This window comes from Rhizobium sp. WYCCWR 11146 (assembly GCF_013591995.1).
Lineage (GTDB): Bacteria > Pseudomonadota > Alphaproteobacteria > Rhizobiales > Rhizobiaceae > Rhizobium > Rhizobium indicum.
Window position 1 is genome coordinate 100,056 of the sequence record NZ_JACCEY010000033.1, and the last position, 17,356, is coordinate 117,411.

Genomic DNA, 17,356 nt, shown 5'->3' on the forward strand with positions numbered 1-17,356 from the left:
GCTGCCTCCAACGCCGCGCCTCCACGCGTGAAGGCGCACGCACGGCAACGACCAATCCTTGAGGAATGAACCATGACGCTCGCCAATGAACAGAATGGGGCTGCCACCCGATCCGATGAGCGGCTGAAAAAGGTTTCGGGTTTGACCGCGCTGCTGCGGCGGCCGGAACTCGGCGCCGTCGCCGGTCTGGTGCTCGTCACCATCTTCTTTTTCTTCACCGCCAATCCCGCCATGTTCACGCTGGCCGGCGTGATCAATTTCATGGCGCCGGCCGCGCAGCTCGGCATTCTGGCGATCGGCGCGGCATTGTTGATGATCGGCGGCGAATTCGATCTGTCGATCGGCTCGATGGTGGCCTTTGCCGGATTGGTCTTCGGCACCGCCCTCGTCGTTCTGCACCTGCCGCTCAGCGTGGCGATCCTCGTTGCGCTGGCCTTCGCCGCCGTGATCGGCGTGACCAACGCCCAGATCACCATGCGGACCGGCCTTCCCTCCTTCATCGTCACGCTCGCCTTCCTGTTCATCCTGCGCGGCCTGACGCTCGTCGGCCTGAAATGGGCAAGCGGCGGCGCCACCCAGCTGCGCGGCATGAAGGAAGCCGCAGCCGGCAGTCCGCTCGCGCCATTCTTCTCGGGCGACGCCTTTATCGGCCTGTTCTCATGGCTCGCCGGGCACGGGATCATCGAGACCTTCCCGAACGGCACGCCGAAAGTGCCGGGAATTCCGGTCGAGATCCTGTGGTTCTTCGGCATCGCCGTTCTTGCCACCTGGGTCCTGCTCAGAACCCGCTTCGGAAACTGGATCTTCGCAGCCGGCGGCGATCCGCGCGCCGCCAGAAAATCGGGCGTTCCGGTTGCCCGCGTCAAGACCACGCTTTTCGTGATCACCGCCCTTTGCGCCACGCTGGTCGCCATCCTGACCGTGCTCGACGCAGGCTCGACGGATGCGCGCCGTGGCTTCCAGAAGGAGTTCGAGGCCATCATCGCCGCCGTCATCGGCGGATGCCTGCTGACAGGCGGCTATGGCTCGGCCATCGGCGCATTCTTCGGTTCGATCGTCTTCGGCATGGTGCTGATCGGCCTGACCTACACCTCGATCGACCAGGATTGGTACCTCGTCTTCCTCGGCGGCATGCTGCTGATCGCGGTGATCTTCAACAATGTCATTCGCAAACGCGTCACGGGAGAACGCTGATGAGCATGTCTCAGACGCCCCTCGTCGAGGTGAAGAACCTCGTCAAACACTTCGGCTCCATCATTGCGCTGAACGGCGTGTCGCTCACCGTCAATGCCAACGAAGTGCTCTGCCTTCTCGGCGATAACGGCGCCGGCAAGTCGACGCTGATCAATACGCTCGCCGGCGTCTTCAAGCCGACATCGGGAGAATTCCTGGTCGAAGGGCAGCCGCGCGCCTTTGCCGGTCCGCGCGACGCGCTCGATGCCGGTATCGCCACCGTGTATCAGGATCTCGCGATGATCCCGCTGATGTCGGTGACCCGGAACTTTTTCATGGGACGCGAACCGCTCAAAGGCTTCGGCCCCTTCAAGCGCATGGACATGGAACACGCAAACAACGTGACGCGCGACGAGATGCACAGGATCGGCATCGATGTGCGCGATCCCGAGCAGGCCGTCGGCACGCTTTCCGGCGGAGAGCGCCAATGCGTTGCGATCGCGCGCGCGGTCTATTTCGGCGCCAAGGTGTTGATCCTCGACGAACCGACATCGGCACTCGGCGTGGCGCAAACATCGATGGTACTGAAATACATCAACCAGGTCCGCGGCAAGGGCCTCGGCGTGATCTTCATCACCCACAATGTTCGCCACGCCTATGCTGTCGGCAACCGCTTCACCGCGCTCAACCGCGGCCGCACGCTCGGCACCTATTCGAAGAGCGAGATCGGCATCGAGGACCTTCAAAACCTGATGGCCGGCGGCAAGGAGCTGCAGACCCTGTCGGAAGAACTCGGCGGAACGATCTGACCGACCTTCACCCCGAACTACGATGCGGCGCTCGCGCCGCTCTCACCACCTCAGACCCTTGATATGGAAACCCTGCCATGAGTGCTGCCAAGACTTCCCCCTTCCTGCTTGCCGCCTGCGCCGAAATGCTCTGGCGCGACAAGCCGATCGAATGGCGCGCCGCGCGCCTGAAGGAAATGGGCTTCGGCGTCGGTCTCTGGAATTGGCCGGAGCACGACCTCGCCAAACTGGAGGCAACAGGCGCGACCTTCACGATCATGAACGGCTATCTCACCGGCCGCCTGACCGACGACGAGGGCGCCGCCGAACTTTTAAGGACGGCGCGCCAAACCGCTGAGATCGGCAAGCGGCTCGGTGTGCAGCGGCTGAACCTGCACGGCACCGGCCTCGGAGATGGGGGCCTACCCGTCCAGCCGGTCGAAGTGGTCACCGGCGCGATGTGGCTGAAAGCGCGCGACACGCTCCTCCGGATCGTCGACATGGCCGAAGAGGAAAACGTCACCTTCACGCTCGAAAACCTCAATCTACCGGTCGATCATCCGGGCGTGCCCTTCGGACGCGCGGAAGACACGCTGGCGCTGGTCTCGAGCGTCGATCACCCCCGGCTTCGCCTCAATCTCGACCTCTACCATGCCCAGATCGGCGAAGGGAACCTGATCGAGCTTTGCCGCAAATGCCTGCCCTGGATCGGCGAAATCCAGGTGGCCGACGTGCCGGGCCGCTGCGAGCCGGGGACCGGCGAAATCAACTGGCGCGGCATCGCCCGCGCGCTGAACGCCATGGGCTATTCCGGCCCGGTCGGCATGGAAGCCTGGTCGGCGGGCGATCCCGAAGCCGCGCTTGAAGCCTTCCGCACCGCCTTCACCCTCTGATCCATCTCGATACGCACAGGATTGCTGCCATGCCAGCCAACAAACCCGTCAATCTCGGCCTCATCGGCGCCGGCCGCATCGGTTCCTTTCATGGGGAGACCGTGTCCCGCCGCCTCGTCAACGCCAATCTCGTCGCCATCGCCGATCCCGCACCGGGCGCTGCCGCCAGGCTCGGCGAGACGCTCGACGTCGAGACCGCTTATACCGGCGTCGCGGAGCTTCTTTCCCATCCCGGGCTCGATGCCGTGATCATCGCCACACCTGCCCGCTTCCACACCAATATCCTCGTCCAGGCCGCCGAAGCCGGCAAGGCGATCTTCTGCGAAAAGCCGATGGCGCTGACACTGGAGGATGCCGATCGCGCTATTGCAGCGGCACGCGCGGCCAACGTTCCCCTTCAGGTCGGTTTCAACCGGCGTTGGGATCAGGCCTTTGCCGAAGGCCGTGCCGCGATCGACGAGGGAAAGATCGGCGCGCCGCAGCTGATCCGCTCGCTGACGCGCGATCCCGGCCCGTTCGGCGCCGATCCCGATCGCATTCCGCTCTGGACGATTTTCTACGAAACCCTCATTCACGACTTTGACACGCTGCTTTGGCTCAATCCCGGAGCAAAGCCCGTCGAGGTCCATGCAATGGCCGACGCCCTCATCCGGCCGGATGCCCGGGAGAAAGGCTTCCTCGATACGGCTGTAGTGACCATCCGGTTCGACAATGGCTCGATCGCGGTCGCCGAGGCAAACTTCTCCGCCCTCTACGGCTACGACATTCGCGGCGAAGTCTTCGGCTCCGGCGGGATGGTCACGATGGGCGACGTGCGCCGCTCTAGCATGACGCTCTTCGACGGCAATGGCGTCTCGAACGACACATGGCGCCGCGACACCGAGCACTTCGTTCACGGCTATACGGCCCAGCTCGCCTCTTTCGTTCGCGCCGTTCGTAACCGTGAACTACCCAAAGGGCCGACGGGTACGGATGCTCGCAATGCACTCGCAATCGCGCTTGCCTGCATCGCATCGGTTTCGAAAAAGCAGGCAATCCCGCTGGACTGAAGGCCAACCGCGGTGCGTCCGGAGCCGGCGCACTGCATCTCGAAGGAACCACGGTCATGAATTCTGAGGAAAATCTCAAGCGGCCGACCGATCTGACCGAACTCAAGGCCATGATCGTCAAGACAGGCTTGACGCTGCCCGAACAGCAGGAACGCGCTGCCCGCATGGCGCTCACAAATCCGGAACTGATCGCGTTCGGGACCGTCGCTTCTGTCGCGCTCAAGTGCTCCGTCTCCCCCTCCACCGTCGTTCGCGTTGCCACCGCTCTCGGATTTGCGAGCTTTCGCGACTTCAAGACATTTTTCCGGCAGCATCTGAAAACATCCCGCCTTGCCGAGCAGAGCATAAACACTGCCCGACACGCGCCTCCCATCCCGAACCGATGATGTCCTAAAGCGAGAGGGCCGGAGGCGGTGTTCCACTGATCTGCCGCTGAGGCTCGACCGCATGCTCCAGCAAAAAAATTCCTCCCTAAGTTCTTATGGCAAAAAGCCGTTTGCACATTACCATTTCCGGATATAGTGACGTGACACGCGTCACGACTCGGGGAAAGGGACCTCCATGCTGCCACTCTTCGACATGATGATGCAGGCGCAGAACGGCGCGGCGATGGAGGCGATCGCCCGGCAGTTCAACCTTGCGCAGGAACAGGCGACGAAGGCGATGGCGGCGCTGATGCCGGCCTTTTCCGCCGGGCTGAAACGCAGCACCAGCAACCCTTACGATTTCGTCGGACTGATGCAGGCGGTCTCCTCCGGCAGCTATGGGCGATATTTCGAGGATATGAGCCGGGCCTTCACCCCGGAGGGCATTTCCGACGGCAACAACATCCTCGCCCAGCTCTTCGGCTCGAAGGAGGTTTCGCGCGCGGTCGCCGCTCAGGCGGCGCAGATGACCGGGATCGGCCAGGACATTTACAAGCGGATGCTGCCGGTGCTGGCCGATACACTGATGGGCGGTCTCTTCAAGCAGACGACCGGCCAGATGGCCTCGCCGGTCAACCCCTTCGTCAACACCGCGATGAACGAGACCATCCAGAAGTGGCTGGAAAGCACCGGCTTCGCGCCGAAGCCGAAGACAGCTCCGGAACCCAGCATCTTCGACAATCCCTTCACGCAGGCGATGCAGCTGATGTTTTCGGTGCCGAAGCCGGAAGCGGCATCTCAACCGAACCCCTTCCTCGACAATCCCTTCGCCAAGGCCTTCCAGGAGATGATGGGCGGGCTCGGCCAGCAGCCGGCGGCCCAGACTAAGACCAAGACCAAGACGCCGGAGGCGCCGAAGGAAGAGGCGAAGGTCAATGCCGACAGCTACACCGAGATGCTGAACGCCATGTTCGACAGCGGACTGGAAGTGCAGAAGAACTACCAGAGGAACCTGGAAGCGATCTTCGAGACCTATCGGCCGAAGCCCTCCTCGGACAAGAGCGAATAGCGCTCTAACGCGCGTCGCGATCTTTCCGGTTCGCTTGCCACGCTTTAGGTCCTTGGTTTCTCGCATGACGCGCAAAACCGCGGCGAACTTTTGCGCGACATGCTTTAGCGCATAAAAAAACCCGGAGATGGCTTGGGAAAGCCGATCACCGGGTCAAGCGGCAGGGCTATTGGCTATCACCCTGCGGGGAAACTCGACGCTCCTACTGTTCGTAGGAGCGGAAGAGCGACAGGCGCCAACGATTGCGTGCCGAGCGCGTCAGATGTTCCGACGGGTCCTCGAAAAAGGTCGACGCCAGGAACGCGGAGGTCAGGTCGGCCCTGCTAAGGCCGATATCCCTCAGCTGAGCGTCGCTCAGATCGTGCAGCGTGTTGATCTCCATGCGATTGCGGAACCCGCGAAAGAGGGAGGTCAACGGTGCGAGGCCTGCTGCCAGACGCTGGGGAAACGTCGGGGTGAGCTTGCCGCAGTCGAGTTCTATTGTTCTGTCTGTCATCCGCATGGGACTCTCCTTTCTTTCGATTTTCTTTTAGGCGCGCAACAACCCACCCCTCCCGCGAGGTCGTGCGAGAAGGAGCAAGGCTGTATTGGGCTCGGACAGGCAGGGCGTCTGTCCTTCACTTTGCTTGATTTGCATCCCGAAGATGCCAAAGACCTATTGATCAGTCCAACGAATGTTTCTAATGATTATCATCAGCTATCTTTATGGGTGACAACATGTCCGCGCCTCTTGATCTCGACCAATTGCAGACTTTCATTGCCATCGTCGATTCCGGCAGCTTCACCAAGGCCGCCGACCGGGTCTACAAGACCCAATCGGCCGTCTCCATGCAGATGCGCCGTCTCGAGGAACGCATCGGCAAGCAGCTGTTCATCAAGGACGGGCGCGGCAACCGGCTGACCGTCGAGGGCGAAAAGCTGCTCAACTATGCCCGGCGCATCATCCGCCTCAACAATGAGGCGATCGCGGCCTTCGACGACAACAGGCTGGAAGGGATGCTGCGGATCGGCACGCCTGATGACTATGCCGACCGCTACATGCCTGAGATCATCGGCCGCTTCGCCAAGACGCATCCGAATGTCGAGCTCTATATCGTCTGCGAGCCCTCGGTGGATCTTGCCGAACGCATGCATAAGGGCGAGCTCGACATCGCGCTCGTCACCCACAATCCGCGCGAGCGCATGTCCGATGTCGTGAGAACCGAGCCGCTCTGCTGGGTGGGTTCGGCCAACCATCCGATCCGCGACGACGCGCCGGTGCCGCTTGCCGTGGGACGGCGCGACTGCCAGTGGCGCCAGCTCGCCTGCTCGGCGCTCGATGCCGTGGGACGCGAGCACCAGATCCTGTTCACCAGCTGGTCCTGCACCGTCGTTGCCGCCGCCGTGCTTGCCGGCATGGCGGTTTCGGTGATGCCGGAATCGGCGCTGCGGACGGGCATGAAGGTGTTGAGCCAGGCGGACGGCTTCCCGGCGCTGCCGCCGGTGCAGATCGGCATCATGAAGCGACCGGGCGTTTCGCTCTCGCTGATGAACGCGATCACCGCGCATATCACCGCCTGCCTCGACAACATCACGCCCACTGTCGTCGACGACAGCCTCGAGGCAGACGTCAAATCTGCCCAGGCGCGCCTTTATCCGCGGCTGAAGGCGGCCAATATGGTCCCAAGCTGGTAGCCGCTCTCAGGCGGCGCGCGGCAGGGTCGTGGCGAAAAGGGAGGCGCGGATGACGCGCTTCCACTCATCGAGCATACGCCGCGCCAAGGCCTCCTCGCTGACGGCGGCAAGCCGGATGACGGCGCCGATCAGGTGGCTGAATAGGTAAGTGCGCGCATACATTTCTTCGTCGCAAAGGTCGGGAGCCAGCTGACGCACGGCGTCATGGAAGATGCCGGCGACGTGACCGCTATGCTCGATATTCAGCTGCAGCAGATCCTGATCGGTCTCCGTTCCCATCCAGACACCGAGATAGACGGGATCGTTGTGGTAGGAATCGTAATACCAGTCGATGGTGGCGCAGACGACGTCCTGCGCCTGGTCGAGTGACTGAACGTCGGCAAACATCGCCGCCATCTTCGCCTGGATCGCCGAGGCGTGCTGGTCGAACAGGGCTTTGACGATCGCCGCCTTCTCCGGGAAATACTGGTAGACCGAACCGATCGGCACCTTGGCGGCGATGGCGAGTTCCGTCATCCGCATGGCGCTGACGCCCTTTTCGGCGATGATCTTGGCGGCGGCGGCGAGAATAAGGTCCAGCCTCTGGATGCTGCGCTCCTGCTTCGGCTTCCTGCGCAAGCCGATCCGATCCATGCTTTCCGCGCCCATGTCGTTCCCATTCTTTTTGTTCGCGCCGGAAGGCATGACATGCAGGTCTTCATCGGCCGTAAATGGAAACACTCGCATTTTAACGACCGGCAAAAGCGTATGAAAAACGGGGCTCTACGGCATTATGCTGCAACTCAAAGTGTTGCAATGTCCTTACGCGCCTGAAAAGACGCGGGAGCGCTGCAATGCATCTCGTATTTAAATCGGGACGTTTCTAGAATTTCACCGACAGCGCCGCTTTAACCCCATGCTGCTGCGCGTTATCGGCAATCTGGCCGGAATAGGCGATGCCGAGGATGGCGCTTCCGGTGAGGTCGAAGTCGAGCCCGGCGTCGAGAACCAAGGCGTTCTCTGCCACCGGCACGCCGGCGACGGTGAACGCGTCGCCTCCGGCAAAAGCCTGCGTCGACAGCGGAACGATGTCGCCGGCGGCGTGCCGCCAGCCTGACATGCCGCGCAGGGTGGCGTTCGTCTCACCCAGGCGGATCTCCATTTCAGCATGCAGCCCAAGCGTGGTGATCGTGGTGTTGGTCATGCGGCTGGAGCTGTGGAGCGCAGCCGCCCCGCCCTCTTCGGTGAAACCCGCCGTTCGAATACCCACATGAGCGAGATTGACGAAGGGCTCGAAAGAGGCCGCCGCCGTATCAAACTGATAGCCCAGCTCCGCAAATGCCTGCAGCGTGCCGGCATTATAGCTCGCCTCCAGCCTGTCCTCGAAGCTTCCGATGGCGACGCGGCGGCTGGTTTCGATCTCATGCCATGTGTGAGCGACGCCGGAGCGGAAGGCGAGACCGCCCCATTGCGTACCGGCGTAAAGGCCGAGATGATAATCGTCGCTCGATCCCGATGAGCTTCGATGCCGCGGATCGAATTGGGAATTGCTGTAACCGGCCATCAGGCCGAGCCTGACGTCATCGAACATGGCGTCGACGCCGGCGAGAAACCCGCCGGTCTGGTGGTTGAGGGTGGCGGCATTGCCGTCCGTGCGTGTCTCGCTTGCGCCGCCAAAGGCCGTGCTCCAGAAAACCGGCGCGTCCGAAGGATCGGCAGCGACGAGTTCCGGGCCGCCCGGCCAGAAAGCCTGAATCGGGATCACGCCGGCACCGGCATCGCCGAACGCGGAACGCAGGCGCTCGTTGGCGGCCTCGCGGACAAAGAGGCTTTGCGTGATCAGCGCCGTTTTGATCGAGGCATGGATTTCACCGGAAAGCGCGTCGTAACTGGCCTGGATCAGCGGCTCGTCATCGGGCAATGTGACGATGGCGTCGTAGATATCGTTGCCAGTTCCGAGATTCTCTGCAGCCTCTGCCGCTGCCATCTGGTTGCGCGACCGGGCCATGTCGCTGAAACGCACGTCGTTGCGTTCGATTTCCAGATAGACGTTGTTCGGATCATAGGACAGATTCGCCGAGAGGAAGGCATAATCGGACGTGACGGCGCCGAATGTTCCGTTGATCCCGCCGGCGGCCGTCAGGATCGTATAGGTCGAGAAAGGCTGGTAGTCGCCATTCATCCCGACATGGGCAACGCTGGCGCCATTGAGGAACGCGATGCCCGTGACCGAGATTAAATCGCTGGCAGTGCCAGCCGGATCGACCTCGACCTCATAGGTGGAACTGGGATTGAGGGTGAGGTTGCCGCCGATGGTCAATGTTCCGATGGAGTTGCCCGGCGCGATGGTGACGCCCGCGCCGGCGGTCACCGTACCGATATGACCCGACCCGGCCAGCGTGCCGCCCGTCATCATCAAGATGCCGCCAAGGCTGCCATTGACGATCAGGCGTCCGTCCGAAACCGTGGTCGTGCCGGCATAGCCCGAACTGTTGCCGGTCAGACGCAAGGTGCCGCTGCCCAGCATCGTGACGTCGCCGCTGCCGGAGAATATACCGCCATAGGTGGTGTTGCTCGTCTGATCGAGCGTGAGTTCGGCGCCGCCGATGGCGATCTCGCCGCCGCTTCCCGAAAGTTCTCCCATGGCCAGGTCGAAGCCGCCGAGATCGAGTATGCCGCCATTGACCGCATAGGCGCCGTTCTGCACGAAGGCGCCGGCGCTGCCCGCCTGCAAAGTGCCGGCCTCGACCGTGGTCACGCCGCCATAGCTGCTGGCGCCCGACAGCGTCAGCGTGCCGGCGCCCTGCTTGGTCATACCGCCAGCACCTTGCAGATCCGTCCCAATGCCGATGGCAAAGCCGTTGGTGTCGATAAAGGCGCCGCCCGCATCGAGCATGACATCTCCGGCGTTGAACCCGCCCAGGAAATTCGCCTCATTGCCCGTTGCACGCAGAATACCGCCATCGAAGACGAGGCCGGCGTCACCGGCGCCCCTGTCGATATAACCGGTCTCCAGGACGCCGCGTCCGCTTCCGGCGCTGCCGACAAGTTCTACCGTTCCCGTGGCGCCCGAATCGTCGGCGATGACAACCCCGGAAGCCGAAATCATGCCGCCGTTCTCGACCGTCACGCTGCCCGAGCCGAATTCGCCGACAAACAACGCGCTGGAACTGATCCAGCTCGATCCCGTGCCCGTCACGCTGACCACGCCGCTGCCGTTCGTACTGAAGCCGACATAACCCAGGCTGCCGGTGACCGAGCCGCCGTTCGAAATGGTCAGTGATCCCGCGCCGGCCGTGCCGACCGAGACTTCGGTGGAGTTGCTCCAGACCGAGTTCGGGCCGGTAACGATGACCTCGCCGATGGCGGTGGAATCATTGCTGATATAGCCGGACGCGCTGTTGACCGTTCCGCCATTGGAAATGATCAGAGTACCGGCGCCGCTATCGCCGATGGTGAGATCCTGCGAATTCGTCCAGGTCGAGCCGCTGCCTGTCACCGTCACCGTGCCGCTGGCAGCGGCGGAGAAATAGCCGATATAACCGTTGATATTGTCGACAGCACCTCCGTTTTCGATGGTGAGCGTGCCGGTGCCTTCATTGCCGATATAAAGGTCGTCGGCATTGGTCCAGGTTGAGCCTGCCCCCGTGACCGTCACCGTGCCGCTGGCGCCCGGGTCGACGCCGAGCACGCCGATGTCATTGCTGACGGCGCCGCCATTGCGGATGATAAGGGCTGCGTCGTCGCCGTTCTGGTCGCCCACGAGGAGGTCGGTATTGATTGTCCATGGGCTCGGTTGCGTGCCCGGGCCGGCACCGCCCGGATCGTTGCCATCGACGATCTCCGTGTCATTGCCGGTGATGACCTGCGCCCATCCCGGCTGCACGGCCAGGACCAGCGCCGCAGTGCTCGCCAAACCCGCAAGTCGCAGCATGGCCATCCCATGGATTGCCGCTCCACACATCCTTTCGCCCATGCTCGCTCGCAAATCGTCCCCACCGTCATTCGCTCGCGCAGAAATAGACCAATCAATTTAAATATTAGTAACCATGTTACTGAAATATTCATCGGCCGCGGGAACAACAGCCTTACGTCGCACGCTTTAGGCGCATGTTTTGACTGGTCCACCGCCTCTTCACTGTGAAAGCAATATCGTTGGGAATGACTCATCGTCCGGCGGCCATTTAGGCGCCGATGCCGGCATTTTGCGTCGTCGGCCTGCAACACTTACGGGCAAATGATGGGGCGGCAGCGCCTGTCGCCTCAGCTCATCACCATCCATGCGGCAAGCCAGACCCACATGGCGGCAAGCACCAGGTAACCGGCAGCGAAGATCGGGCTGCGATAACGCAGATCGTTGCTGGTGACATGGATGGCGGCGTGGGCGTAGCGCAGGGCGACGAAGATCCAGGCAAGCCCGACGGTGACGATATTGTCGGCGTCCGCGATATAAAGAAGAATGCAGCAGACATGGAAGAGCACAGGCAGTTCGAACTGGTTGGCGAGGCAGTTCTTGACGGCAAGGCTCTCGGCCGGCTCGTCACGGTTTTCGCGATAATCCGATTTCGCGATGCTGCCGGCGCGGAGCATTTTTGCGCGCCGAAGCCCAAGAAGCGCATAAAGACCATAGACCAGGGCCACATGGGCGAGGAGTGGCCAGAAGATTTGATAGCCGGTCATGTGTGGCCGTTTCCTTTCCGCTTCCGCTTTCGTCGCGAGCATTAGCCGAAAGGGGAGCTGGATACCAGCATAGGGCAACGCCCCATCGGCACCTGCGTCGCTAAGGCACGTCGGCGCAGGTGTCTCGGCTTTTCGACATGGAGCTGGATGGAATACGGCGCCTCAGTCCTGGCGCGGCGAGAGCCAGCGGGCAATGGCAAACCGGGCGATGAGGATGAAGCAGATGGCGAGGCTTGCGAATTTCAGCCGTGTCATCCACGGCAGCAGCTGCGTTGCAACAGTTGAGGGCGCACCGTTGCCGAAGGCCATCAGGCTCGAGATGTTCTCGCCATAGTCGGCGATGCCATAGATGAATGGCAGCAGGTATACCGCCTTGCCGATGAGCGGATGCACCGATTGGCCGAACCACGAGCCGACGGGACCGAGCTTGAGGAAGGCGAGGAACAGCAGCGCCGTCAGCAATGCCGGAAAGATCAGCTCCGGCCCGAAATACATGGCGCGCAGCAGCCCGGTCGCCGTCTCGTTCTCATCGAGCAGCTTCTGCATGTGGAAGACCGCCGACTCGTCGTAACCGGCGAAATAGGTGTCGAGGACCGCCTGCCCGGTTTCGTGCTTGAACGGAACGACGAAACCGAAGGTCGTCCAGGCGAGCACGGCAAGACAGAGAGCTGCGAGCAGCGCGACGATCCAGAGAGGAATCCCGCTGCCCGCCTTCATGATCAGAGGCCAGCGCCCGGATAGTTCGGGCTCTCGCGGGTGATCGTCACGTCATGGGCGTGGCTTTCGCGAAGGCCGGCACCGGAGATGCGCACGAACGTGGCCCGCTCCTGGAAATCCTTGAGGTCCTTGCCGCCAACATAACCCATGGCCGCCTTGAGGCCGCCGGCGAGCTGGTGGATAACGCCCGAGACCGGCCCCTTGTACGGCACCTGGCCTTCGATGCCCTCGGGCACGAGCTTCAGCGTGTCGCGCACCTCGGCCTGGAAGTAACGGTCGGCCGAGCCGCGGGCCATGGCGCCGACGGAGCCCATGCCGCGATAGGCCTTGAACGAACGGCCCTGGTAGAGATAGACCTCGCCCGGGCTCTCATCGGTGCCGGCAAGCAGCGAGCCGATCATGACGGCGGAAGCGCCGGCGGCGATCGCCTTGGCAAGATCGCCGGAGAACTTGATGCCGCCATCGGCGATGACGGGCACGTCCTGATCATTCGCGGCCTGAACCGCCGACATGATCGCGGCGAGCTGGGGAACGCCGACGCCGGCAACGATGCGCGTCGTGCAGATCGAACCCGGACCGATGCCGACCTTGACGGCGTCCGCGCCGGCATCGATCAGCGCCCTGGTGCCGTCATAGGTGGCGACGTTGCCGGCCATGATGCGCACCGAATTGGAAAGCTTCTTGACGCGGGTGACGGCATCGAGGACGCGCTGCGAATGGCCGTGGGCGGTATCGACGACCAGAAGGTCGACACCGGCCTCGATCAGGCGTTCGGCGCGCTCGAAGCCGTCGTCACCGACGCTGATGGCGGCGGCGGCGCGAAGCCTGCCCTGCGCATCCTTGGAAGCGTTCGGGTTCAACTGCGACTTCTCGATATCCTTGACGGTGATGAGGCCGACGCAGCGGCCTTCGGTATCGACCACCAGCAGCTTCTCGATGCGATGCGAATGCAGCAGGCGCTTGGCCTCCTGCTGATCGACGTTTTCCTTAACGGTGACCAGATTGTCCTTGGTCATCAGTTCATGGATCTTCTGTTCCTGATCGGAAGCGAAGCGGACGTCGCGGTTGGTCAGGATCCCGACGAGGCGGCCGGACTTCTCCACGACAGGGATGCCGGAAATGCTGTAGGATTTCATGAGCCCGAGCGCATCGGCAAGCGTCGCATCGGGGCCGATCGTCACCGGATTGACGACCATGCCGCTTTCAAACTTCTTCACTTGCCGGACCTGCTCGGCCTGCTCGATCGGCGTCAGGTTGCGATGAATGACGCCGAGGCCGCCGGCCTGGGCCATGGCGATCGCCAGGCGGCTCTCGGTGACGGTATCCATGGCTGATGAGATGATCGGGATGTTGAGTTCGAAATCCCGGGCGATGCGGGTGGAGATATTCGTCTGGCCCGGCATGACCTCGGAATGTCCCGGCTGCAGCAGCACGTCGTCGAAGGTAAGCGCGTCTGCGCCGGTTGCCGTTTCAATGATGCGTGCCATGGCCAAATTCCTTCGTTTAATAAAAATGCGACCCTGTCCGGAAACGAATCGTCCGCCCCGGCGGTCTGCATGGGTTGCTTGGAAGTTGGCGAGGGCTGGTAACACGTCTATGACAGGAAGGAAATAGCAAAAAGCCCGGCCTGCCCGCCGGGCTCGTCATGGGTGCCATGCGCCAGGAGCATTCCGGGAATAACGCCAGGCAATTTTCTGTCCAGAACGTTGTAAAAACAATATGTTATAGCGGTTCAGCGCTTCCGTGAAGGCTGAACCGCTTCGGATCAGATGTCGAACTGATAGGTCTTCGGCACGAAACGGTACCCGCCATCCTGCCGCTCGACGAAGCCGACTGCCGGGAACGGCATGTGGTAGCCAAGGAAGGCGATCTTTTCGCTCGCAATCATCTCGAAAACCTTGCGGCGGGTGGCGGCTGCCTGCGTCTTGTCCATGTCGAAGCGCACCTCCCAATCCGGCCGCAGCAGCGACAGGATATAGTGGTTGGCGGTATCGCCCGTGAGCACAAGGCGCTTGCCCTCGGATTCGACGTGGAACACCATATGTCCCGGCGAGTGGCCGGCCGCCAGCACCGCAGTCACACCGGGCGCGACGCTATCACCGTCCTTAATAAAAGTGGTCTTCTCGGCGAGCGGCACGACATTGGCGAGCACCGCCTTGTGACCGCCCTCAGCCGGCGTACCCTCACGCGCCTTGTCCGACCAGAAGTCATATTCGGCCTGGCCGACGACATAGCGGGCATTCTTGAAGGCAGCAGCACCGTCTTCCATTAGGCCACCAATATGATCGCCGTGCAGATGGGTGAGCGCCACCAACGTGACGTCGTCGGCCGAATATCCCGCCGCCTTCAGGCCTTCGGTCAGTTGGCCGGCCCCACGTGCGCGGCCGCCAGCGCCGAAGCCGGTATCGACGAGGATGACATCCGAACCGGTATCGATGAGAGCCGGCATATAGCCGTTCATGAACTTGTCGGCCGGCAGGAAGTTTGCGGTCAGCAATGCCTTGACGGTTTCGGGATCCTGATTGGTGCCGAAGGTTTCATAGGGCTTTTCGACAATGCTGGTGCCGTCACGGACGACGGTGAACTTATAGGAACCGAGCTTGAATTGATTGATCTCAGGCAAAGGCGCTCCATCCATATGATTGCGTTCTCCAGTTGCGGCCGCTTCGGCCTTCTCTCTTAAAATGACCGGCGCCGCCAGCAGGCCAAGACCTGCGGCAAAAAGGGTGCGTCGCTTTATTCCCGATGAAATTGCCATATGTCCATCCTCCTATGACGTGCGGTGCGTCGCCGCACGGCCCCCAGTGTCGATTCCGACCGGATTTCTTGCCCCGGCCAAGTAAACATATGTCAATCTTGACTGGCGACGTTGTTGCGCAAGCCGTCTCACGCAGACGTGAAGCAAACGTGTCGTCGACCCGGATTTGGGGATTGGCAGAACCCGCCACTGGGACTAAACAGCACGGGCCTTTCCAGCTCCAATCCGCTGCCCCATCAAGGCTCCCGCCTATGAATCGCATTGTCCCGCTGATCCTCGCTGTCGCCCTTTTCATGGAACAGATGGACTCCACCGTCATTGCGACGGCGCTGCCGGCGATCGCGGCGGATTTGCATGTCGGGCCAATCACGCTGAAGCTGGCGCTGACCTCCTACATGGTGGCGCTGGCGGTGTTCATACCGGTCAGCGGCTGGATGGCCGACAGGTTCGGCGCCAAGAAGATCTTCCGCCTTGCCATCTCGGTCTTCGTCATCGGCTCGATCCTTTGCGCAATCTCGTCCAACCTCGTCGAATTCGTCTTCGCCCGCTTCCTGCAGGGCATGGGCGGCGCGATGATGACGCCGGTCGGCCGCCTCGTGCTGGTGCGTACCACGAAGCGCAGCGATCTGGTCTCGGCCATGGCGCTGCTCACCATCCCCGCGCTTGTGGGCCCGCTCACCGGCCCGCCGCTCGGCGGCTTCATCACCACCTATTTCAGCTGGCACTGGATCTTCCTGATCAACGTGCCGGTCGGCATCATCGGCATCTGGCTTGCGACGATCTTCCTGCCGGAGGTGGAAGCGACGGCGCCGCCGAAGCTCGATTTCACCGGTTTCGTGCTGACCTCGCTTTCGGCCGCGGGTGTCGTCTTCGGCCTGTCGGTGGTCAGTCTGCCGGCCCTGCCCCCGATCATCGGCGTCACCGCCACCTTGATCGGCGTGCTTTGCGGCTTTCTCTATATGCGCCATGCCAAGCGGCATCCGGCGCCGATCCTCAACCTCAACCTGTTCAAGAACCCGACGTTTCGAACCTCCACCTTGGGCGGCACGCTCTTCCGCATCTGCGTCGGCGCCATGCCCTTCCTGACGCCGCTGATGCTGCAGCTCGGTTTCGGGCTGACGCCGTTCCAATCCGGCCTCATCACCTTTGCTGGCGCGATCGGGGCGATCACCACCAAGTTCATGGCGAAGCGCGTCTTCGCCGCCGCCGGCTTCCGCACCACGCTTCTCGGCGCCGCCATGGTCACGACCCTGGTGACTGTCGTCACCGGCCTGTTCACGCCGTCGACGCCGCATCTCGTCATCATCGGCGTGCTGCTGCTCGGCGGTTTCTCCCGCTCCTTCATGTTCACCGGCGTCAATGCGCTGGCCTTCGCCGACATCGATGATGCGGAAGCCAGCCAAGCGACATCGATGAGCTCGGTGATGCAGCAGATCAGCCTGGCGCTTGGCGTCGCGGTCGCCGCCGCGATCCTGGAGAGCTCGATCTATTTCCGCGGCGAAGCGCTGCAGGTGGCCGATTTCCACCTCGCCTTCTACATCATCGCCGGACTGACCGTCATTGCGACCATTCCCTTCATCCGGATGGACCGCAATGCCGGCGCACTCGTTTCCGGCCACCGCTCCAAGGCAATATCGGCAGCAACCGTTGAAGCCGAACAGCACGCGGTGAAATAAAGCATGCGCGCAAAAGTGTGCAGCGGTTTTGCGGTAACGACATGCGTGGAAACAAAGAGCTAAAGCTCGAGGAGCGAATCTGAAAGATTGCGACGCGCTTTAGGCAGCTGCTACTGCGGGTTTTCGCAGACGGCAGAGAGCTTGTTGCCGTCGAGGTCACGCACATAGGCGGCATAGAAATGGGCATGGTAGGAGCGCAGGCCGGGCTCGCCCTCATCCACGGCGCCTGCCGCGATCGCCGCTGCATGGAAGGCGTCGACATCGGCCCGTGTTTCGGCTGCAAGTGCCACCATGGCGCCATTGCCTGAGGTCGCCCGGCGGCGATTGAAGGGCGTCACCACCCAGAAGCGGCAGCGCGTATCGCCCTCGGCGGCATAGCCGATTTCCTCTTCGGAAGAGCGCTGGCGGCGATAGCCGAGGGGAGACAGCACGGCATCATAAAAATGCCCTGCACGATAGAGGTCGTTGGTTCCGAGCGTGACGTAAAGAAGCATGGGATCCGCGGTTCAAATCCTGACAGCGCGGCGCGTCCTTT

The 17,356-nt window shown here is 62.2% G+C and carries 16 protein-coding genes; 8 read left to right on the plus strand and 8 right to left on the minus strand.

Going from position 1 to position 17,356, the window contains the following annotated elements:
- Positions 1-72: 72 nt before the first annotated feature.
- The 6 genes from HX899_RS27085 (at position 73) to HX899_RS27110 (ending at position 5,337) form a co-directional block, all read left to right on the plus strand.
- Complete coding sequence (locus HX899_RS27085; protein ID WP_097620998.1) at positions 73-1,194, plus strand: ABC transporter permease; 1,122 nt, start codon at positions 73-75, stop codon at positions 1,192-1,194.
- Positions 1,194-1,982, plus strand: a complete 789-nt coding sequence (locus HX899_RS27090) for an ATP-binding cassette domain-containing protein (RefSeq protein WP_029872562.1) — start codon at positions 1,194-1,196, stop codon at positions 1,980-1,982. The genes HX899_RS27085 and HX899_RS27090 overlap by 1 nt, the downstream gene beginning before the upstream one ends.
- A 77-nt stretch (positions 1,983-2,059) precedes the next feature.
- Positions 2,060-2,854: a TIM barrel protein gene (locus HX899_RS27095; protein WP_181293823.1), complete on the plus strand. Its 795-nt coding sequence runs from the start codon at positions 2,060-2,062 to the stop codon at positions 2,852-2,854.
- 29 nt (positions 2,855-2,883) lie between these two features.
- Complete coding sequence (locus tag HX899_RS27100) at positions 2,884-3,903, plus strand: Gfo/Idh/MocA family oxidoreductase (protein ID WP_094086672.1); 1,020 nt, start codon at positions 2,884-2,886, stop codon at positions 3,901-3,903.
- Between the two features lie 56 nt (positions 3,904-3,959).
- Positions 3,960-4,289 carry a MurR/RpiR family transcriptional regulator gene (locus HX899_RS27105; protein ID WP_094086673.1) on the plus strand — a complete coding sequence of 110 codons (330 nt, stop codon included), beginning with the start codon at positions 3,960-3,962 and terminating at the stop codon, positions 4,287-4,289.
- A gap of 175 nt (positions 4,290-4,464) precedes the next feature.
- On the plus strand, positions 4,465-5,337 hold the full coding sequence (locus HX899_RS27110) for a DUF937 domain-containing protein (protein ID WP_181293824.1): 873 nt from the start codon (positions 4,465-4,467) through the stop codon (positions 5,335-5,337).
- Between the two features lie 202 nt (positions 5,338-5,539).
- Here HX899_RS27110 and HX899_RS27115 read toward each other — a convergent pair whose 3' ends face one another.
- Positions 5,540-5,839 (minus strand): DUF1127 domain-containing protein, encoded by a 300-nt coding sequence (locus HX899_RS27115; RefSeq protein ID WP_138328942.1) that lies wholly within the window; start codon positions 5,837-5,839, stop codon positions 5,540-5,542.
- A gap of 215 nt (positions 5,840-6,054) precedes the next feature.
- On the opposite strand from HX899_RS27115, the gene HX899_RS27120 reads away from it, so the two are divergent.
- A complete protein-coding gene (locus HX899_RS27120) occupies positions 6,055-7,011 on the plus strand; it encodes a LysR substrate-binding domain-containing protein (protein WP_038614725.1) in 957 nt (318 codons plus the stop codon).
- A 6-nt stretch (positions 7,012-7,017) separates the two neighbouring features.
- On the opposite strand, the gene HX899_RS27125 is transcribed toward HX899_RS27120, so the two are convergent.
- From HX899_RS27125 to HX899_RS27150, 6 genes are all read right to left on the minus strand, one after another.
- Positions 7,018-7,659 carry a TetR family transcriptional regulator gene (locus tag HX899_RS27125; RefSeq protein WP_138328944.1) on the minus strand — a complete coding sequence of 214 codons (642 nt, stop codon included), beginning with the start codon at positions 7,657-7,659 and terminating at the stop codon, positions 7,018-7,020.
- 214 nt (positions 7,660-7,873) lie between these two features.
- Positions 7,874-10,924, minus strand: coding sequence for an autotransporter domain-containing protein (locus tag HX899_RS27130; protein WP_246697186.1), 3,051 nt, complete (start codon positions 10,922-10,924; stop codon positions 7,874-7,876).
- A 329-nt stretch (positions 10,925-11,253) separates the two neighbouring features.
- Positions 11,254-11,670, minus strand: coding sequence for an MAPEG family protein (locus HX899_RS27135; RefSeq protein WP_138328946.1), 417 nt, complete (start codon positions 11,668-11,670; stop codon positions 11,254-11,256).
- A gap of 162 nt (positions 11,671-11,832) precedes the next feature.
- Positions 11,833-12,387, minus strand: a complete 555-nt coding sequence (locus HX899_RS27140) for a hypothetical protein (RefSeq protein ID WP_138328947.1) — start codon at positions 12,385-12,387, stop codon at positions 11,833-11,835.
- Between the two features lie 2 nt (positions 12,388-12,389).
- On the minus strand, positions 12,390-13,874 hold the full coding sequence (gene guaB / locus HX899_RS27145) for an IMP dehydrogenase (protein WP_128440017.1): 1,485 nt from the start codon (positions 13,872-13,874) through the stop codon (positions 12,390-12,392).
- Positions 13,875-14,152: 278 nt separating this feature from the next.
- Positions 14,153-15,145, minus strand: a complete 993-nt coding sequence (locus HX899_RS27150; RefSeq protein ID WP_181293826.1) for an MBL fold metallo-hydrolase — start codon at positions 15,143-15,145, stop codon at positions 14,153-14,155.
- A gap of 251 nt (positions 15,146-15,396) precedes the next feature.
- Between HX899_RS27150 and HX899_RS27155 the strand changes: the two genes are divergently transcribed.
- On the plus strand, positions 15,397-16,821 hold the full coding sequence (locus HX899_RS27155) for a DHA2 family efflux MFS transporter permease subunit (RefSeq protein ID WP_181293827.1): 1,425 nt from the start codon (positions 15,397-15,399) through the stop codon (positions 16,819-16,821).
- A gap of 110 nt (positions 16,822-16,931) precedes the next feature.
- Here HX899_RS27155 and HX899_RS27160 read toward each other — a convergent pair whose 3' ends face one another.
- Entirely contained in the window at positions 16,932-17,315 is a 384-nt protein-coding gene (locus tag HX899_RS27160) for a VOC family protein (RefSeq protein WP_181293828.1), read from the minus strand.
- Positions 17,316-17,356 lie beyond the last annotated feature (41 nt).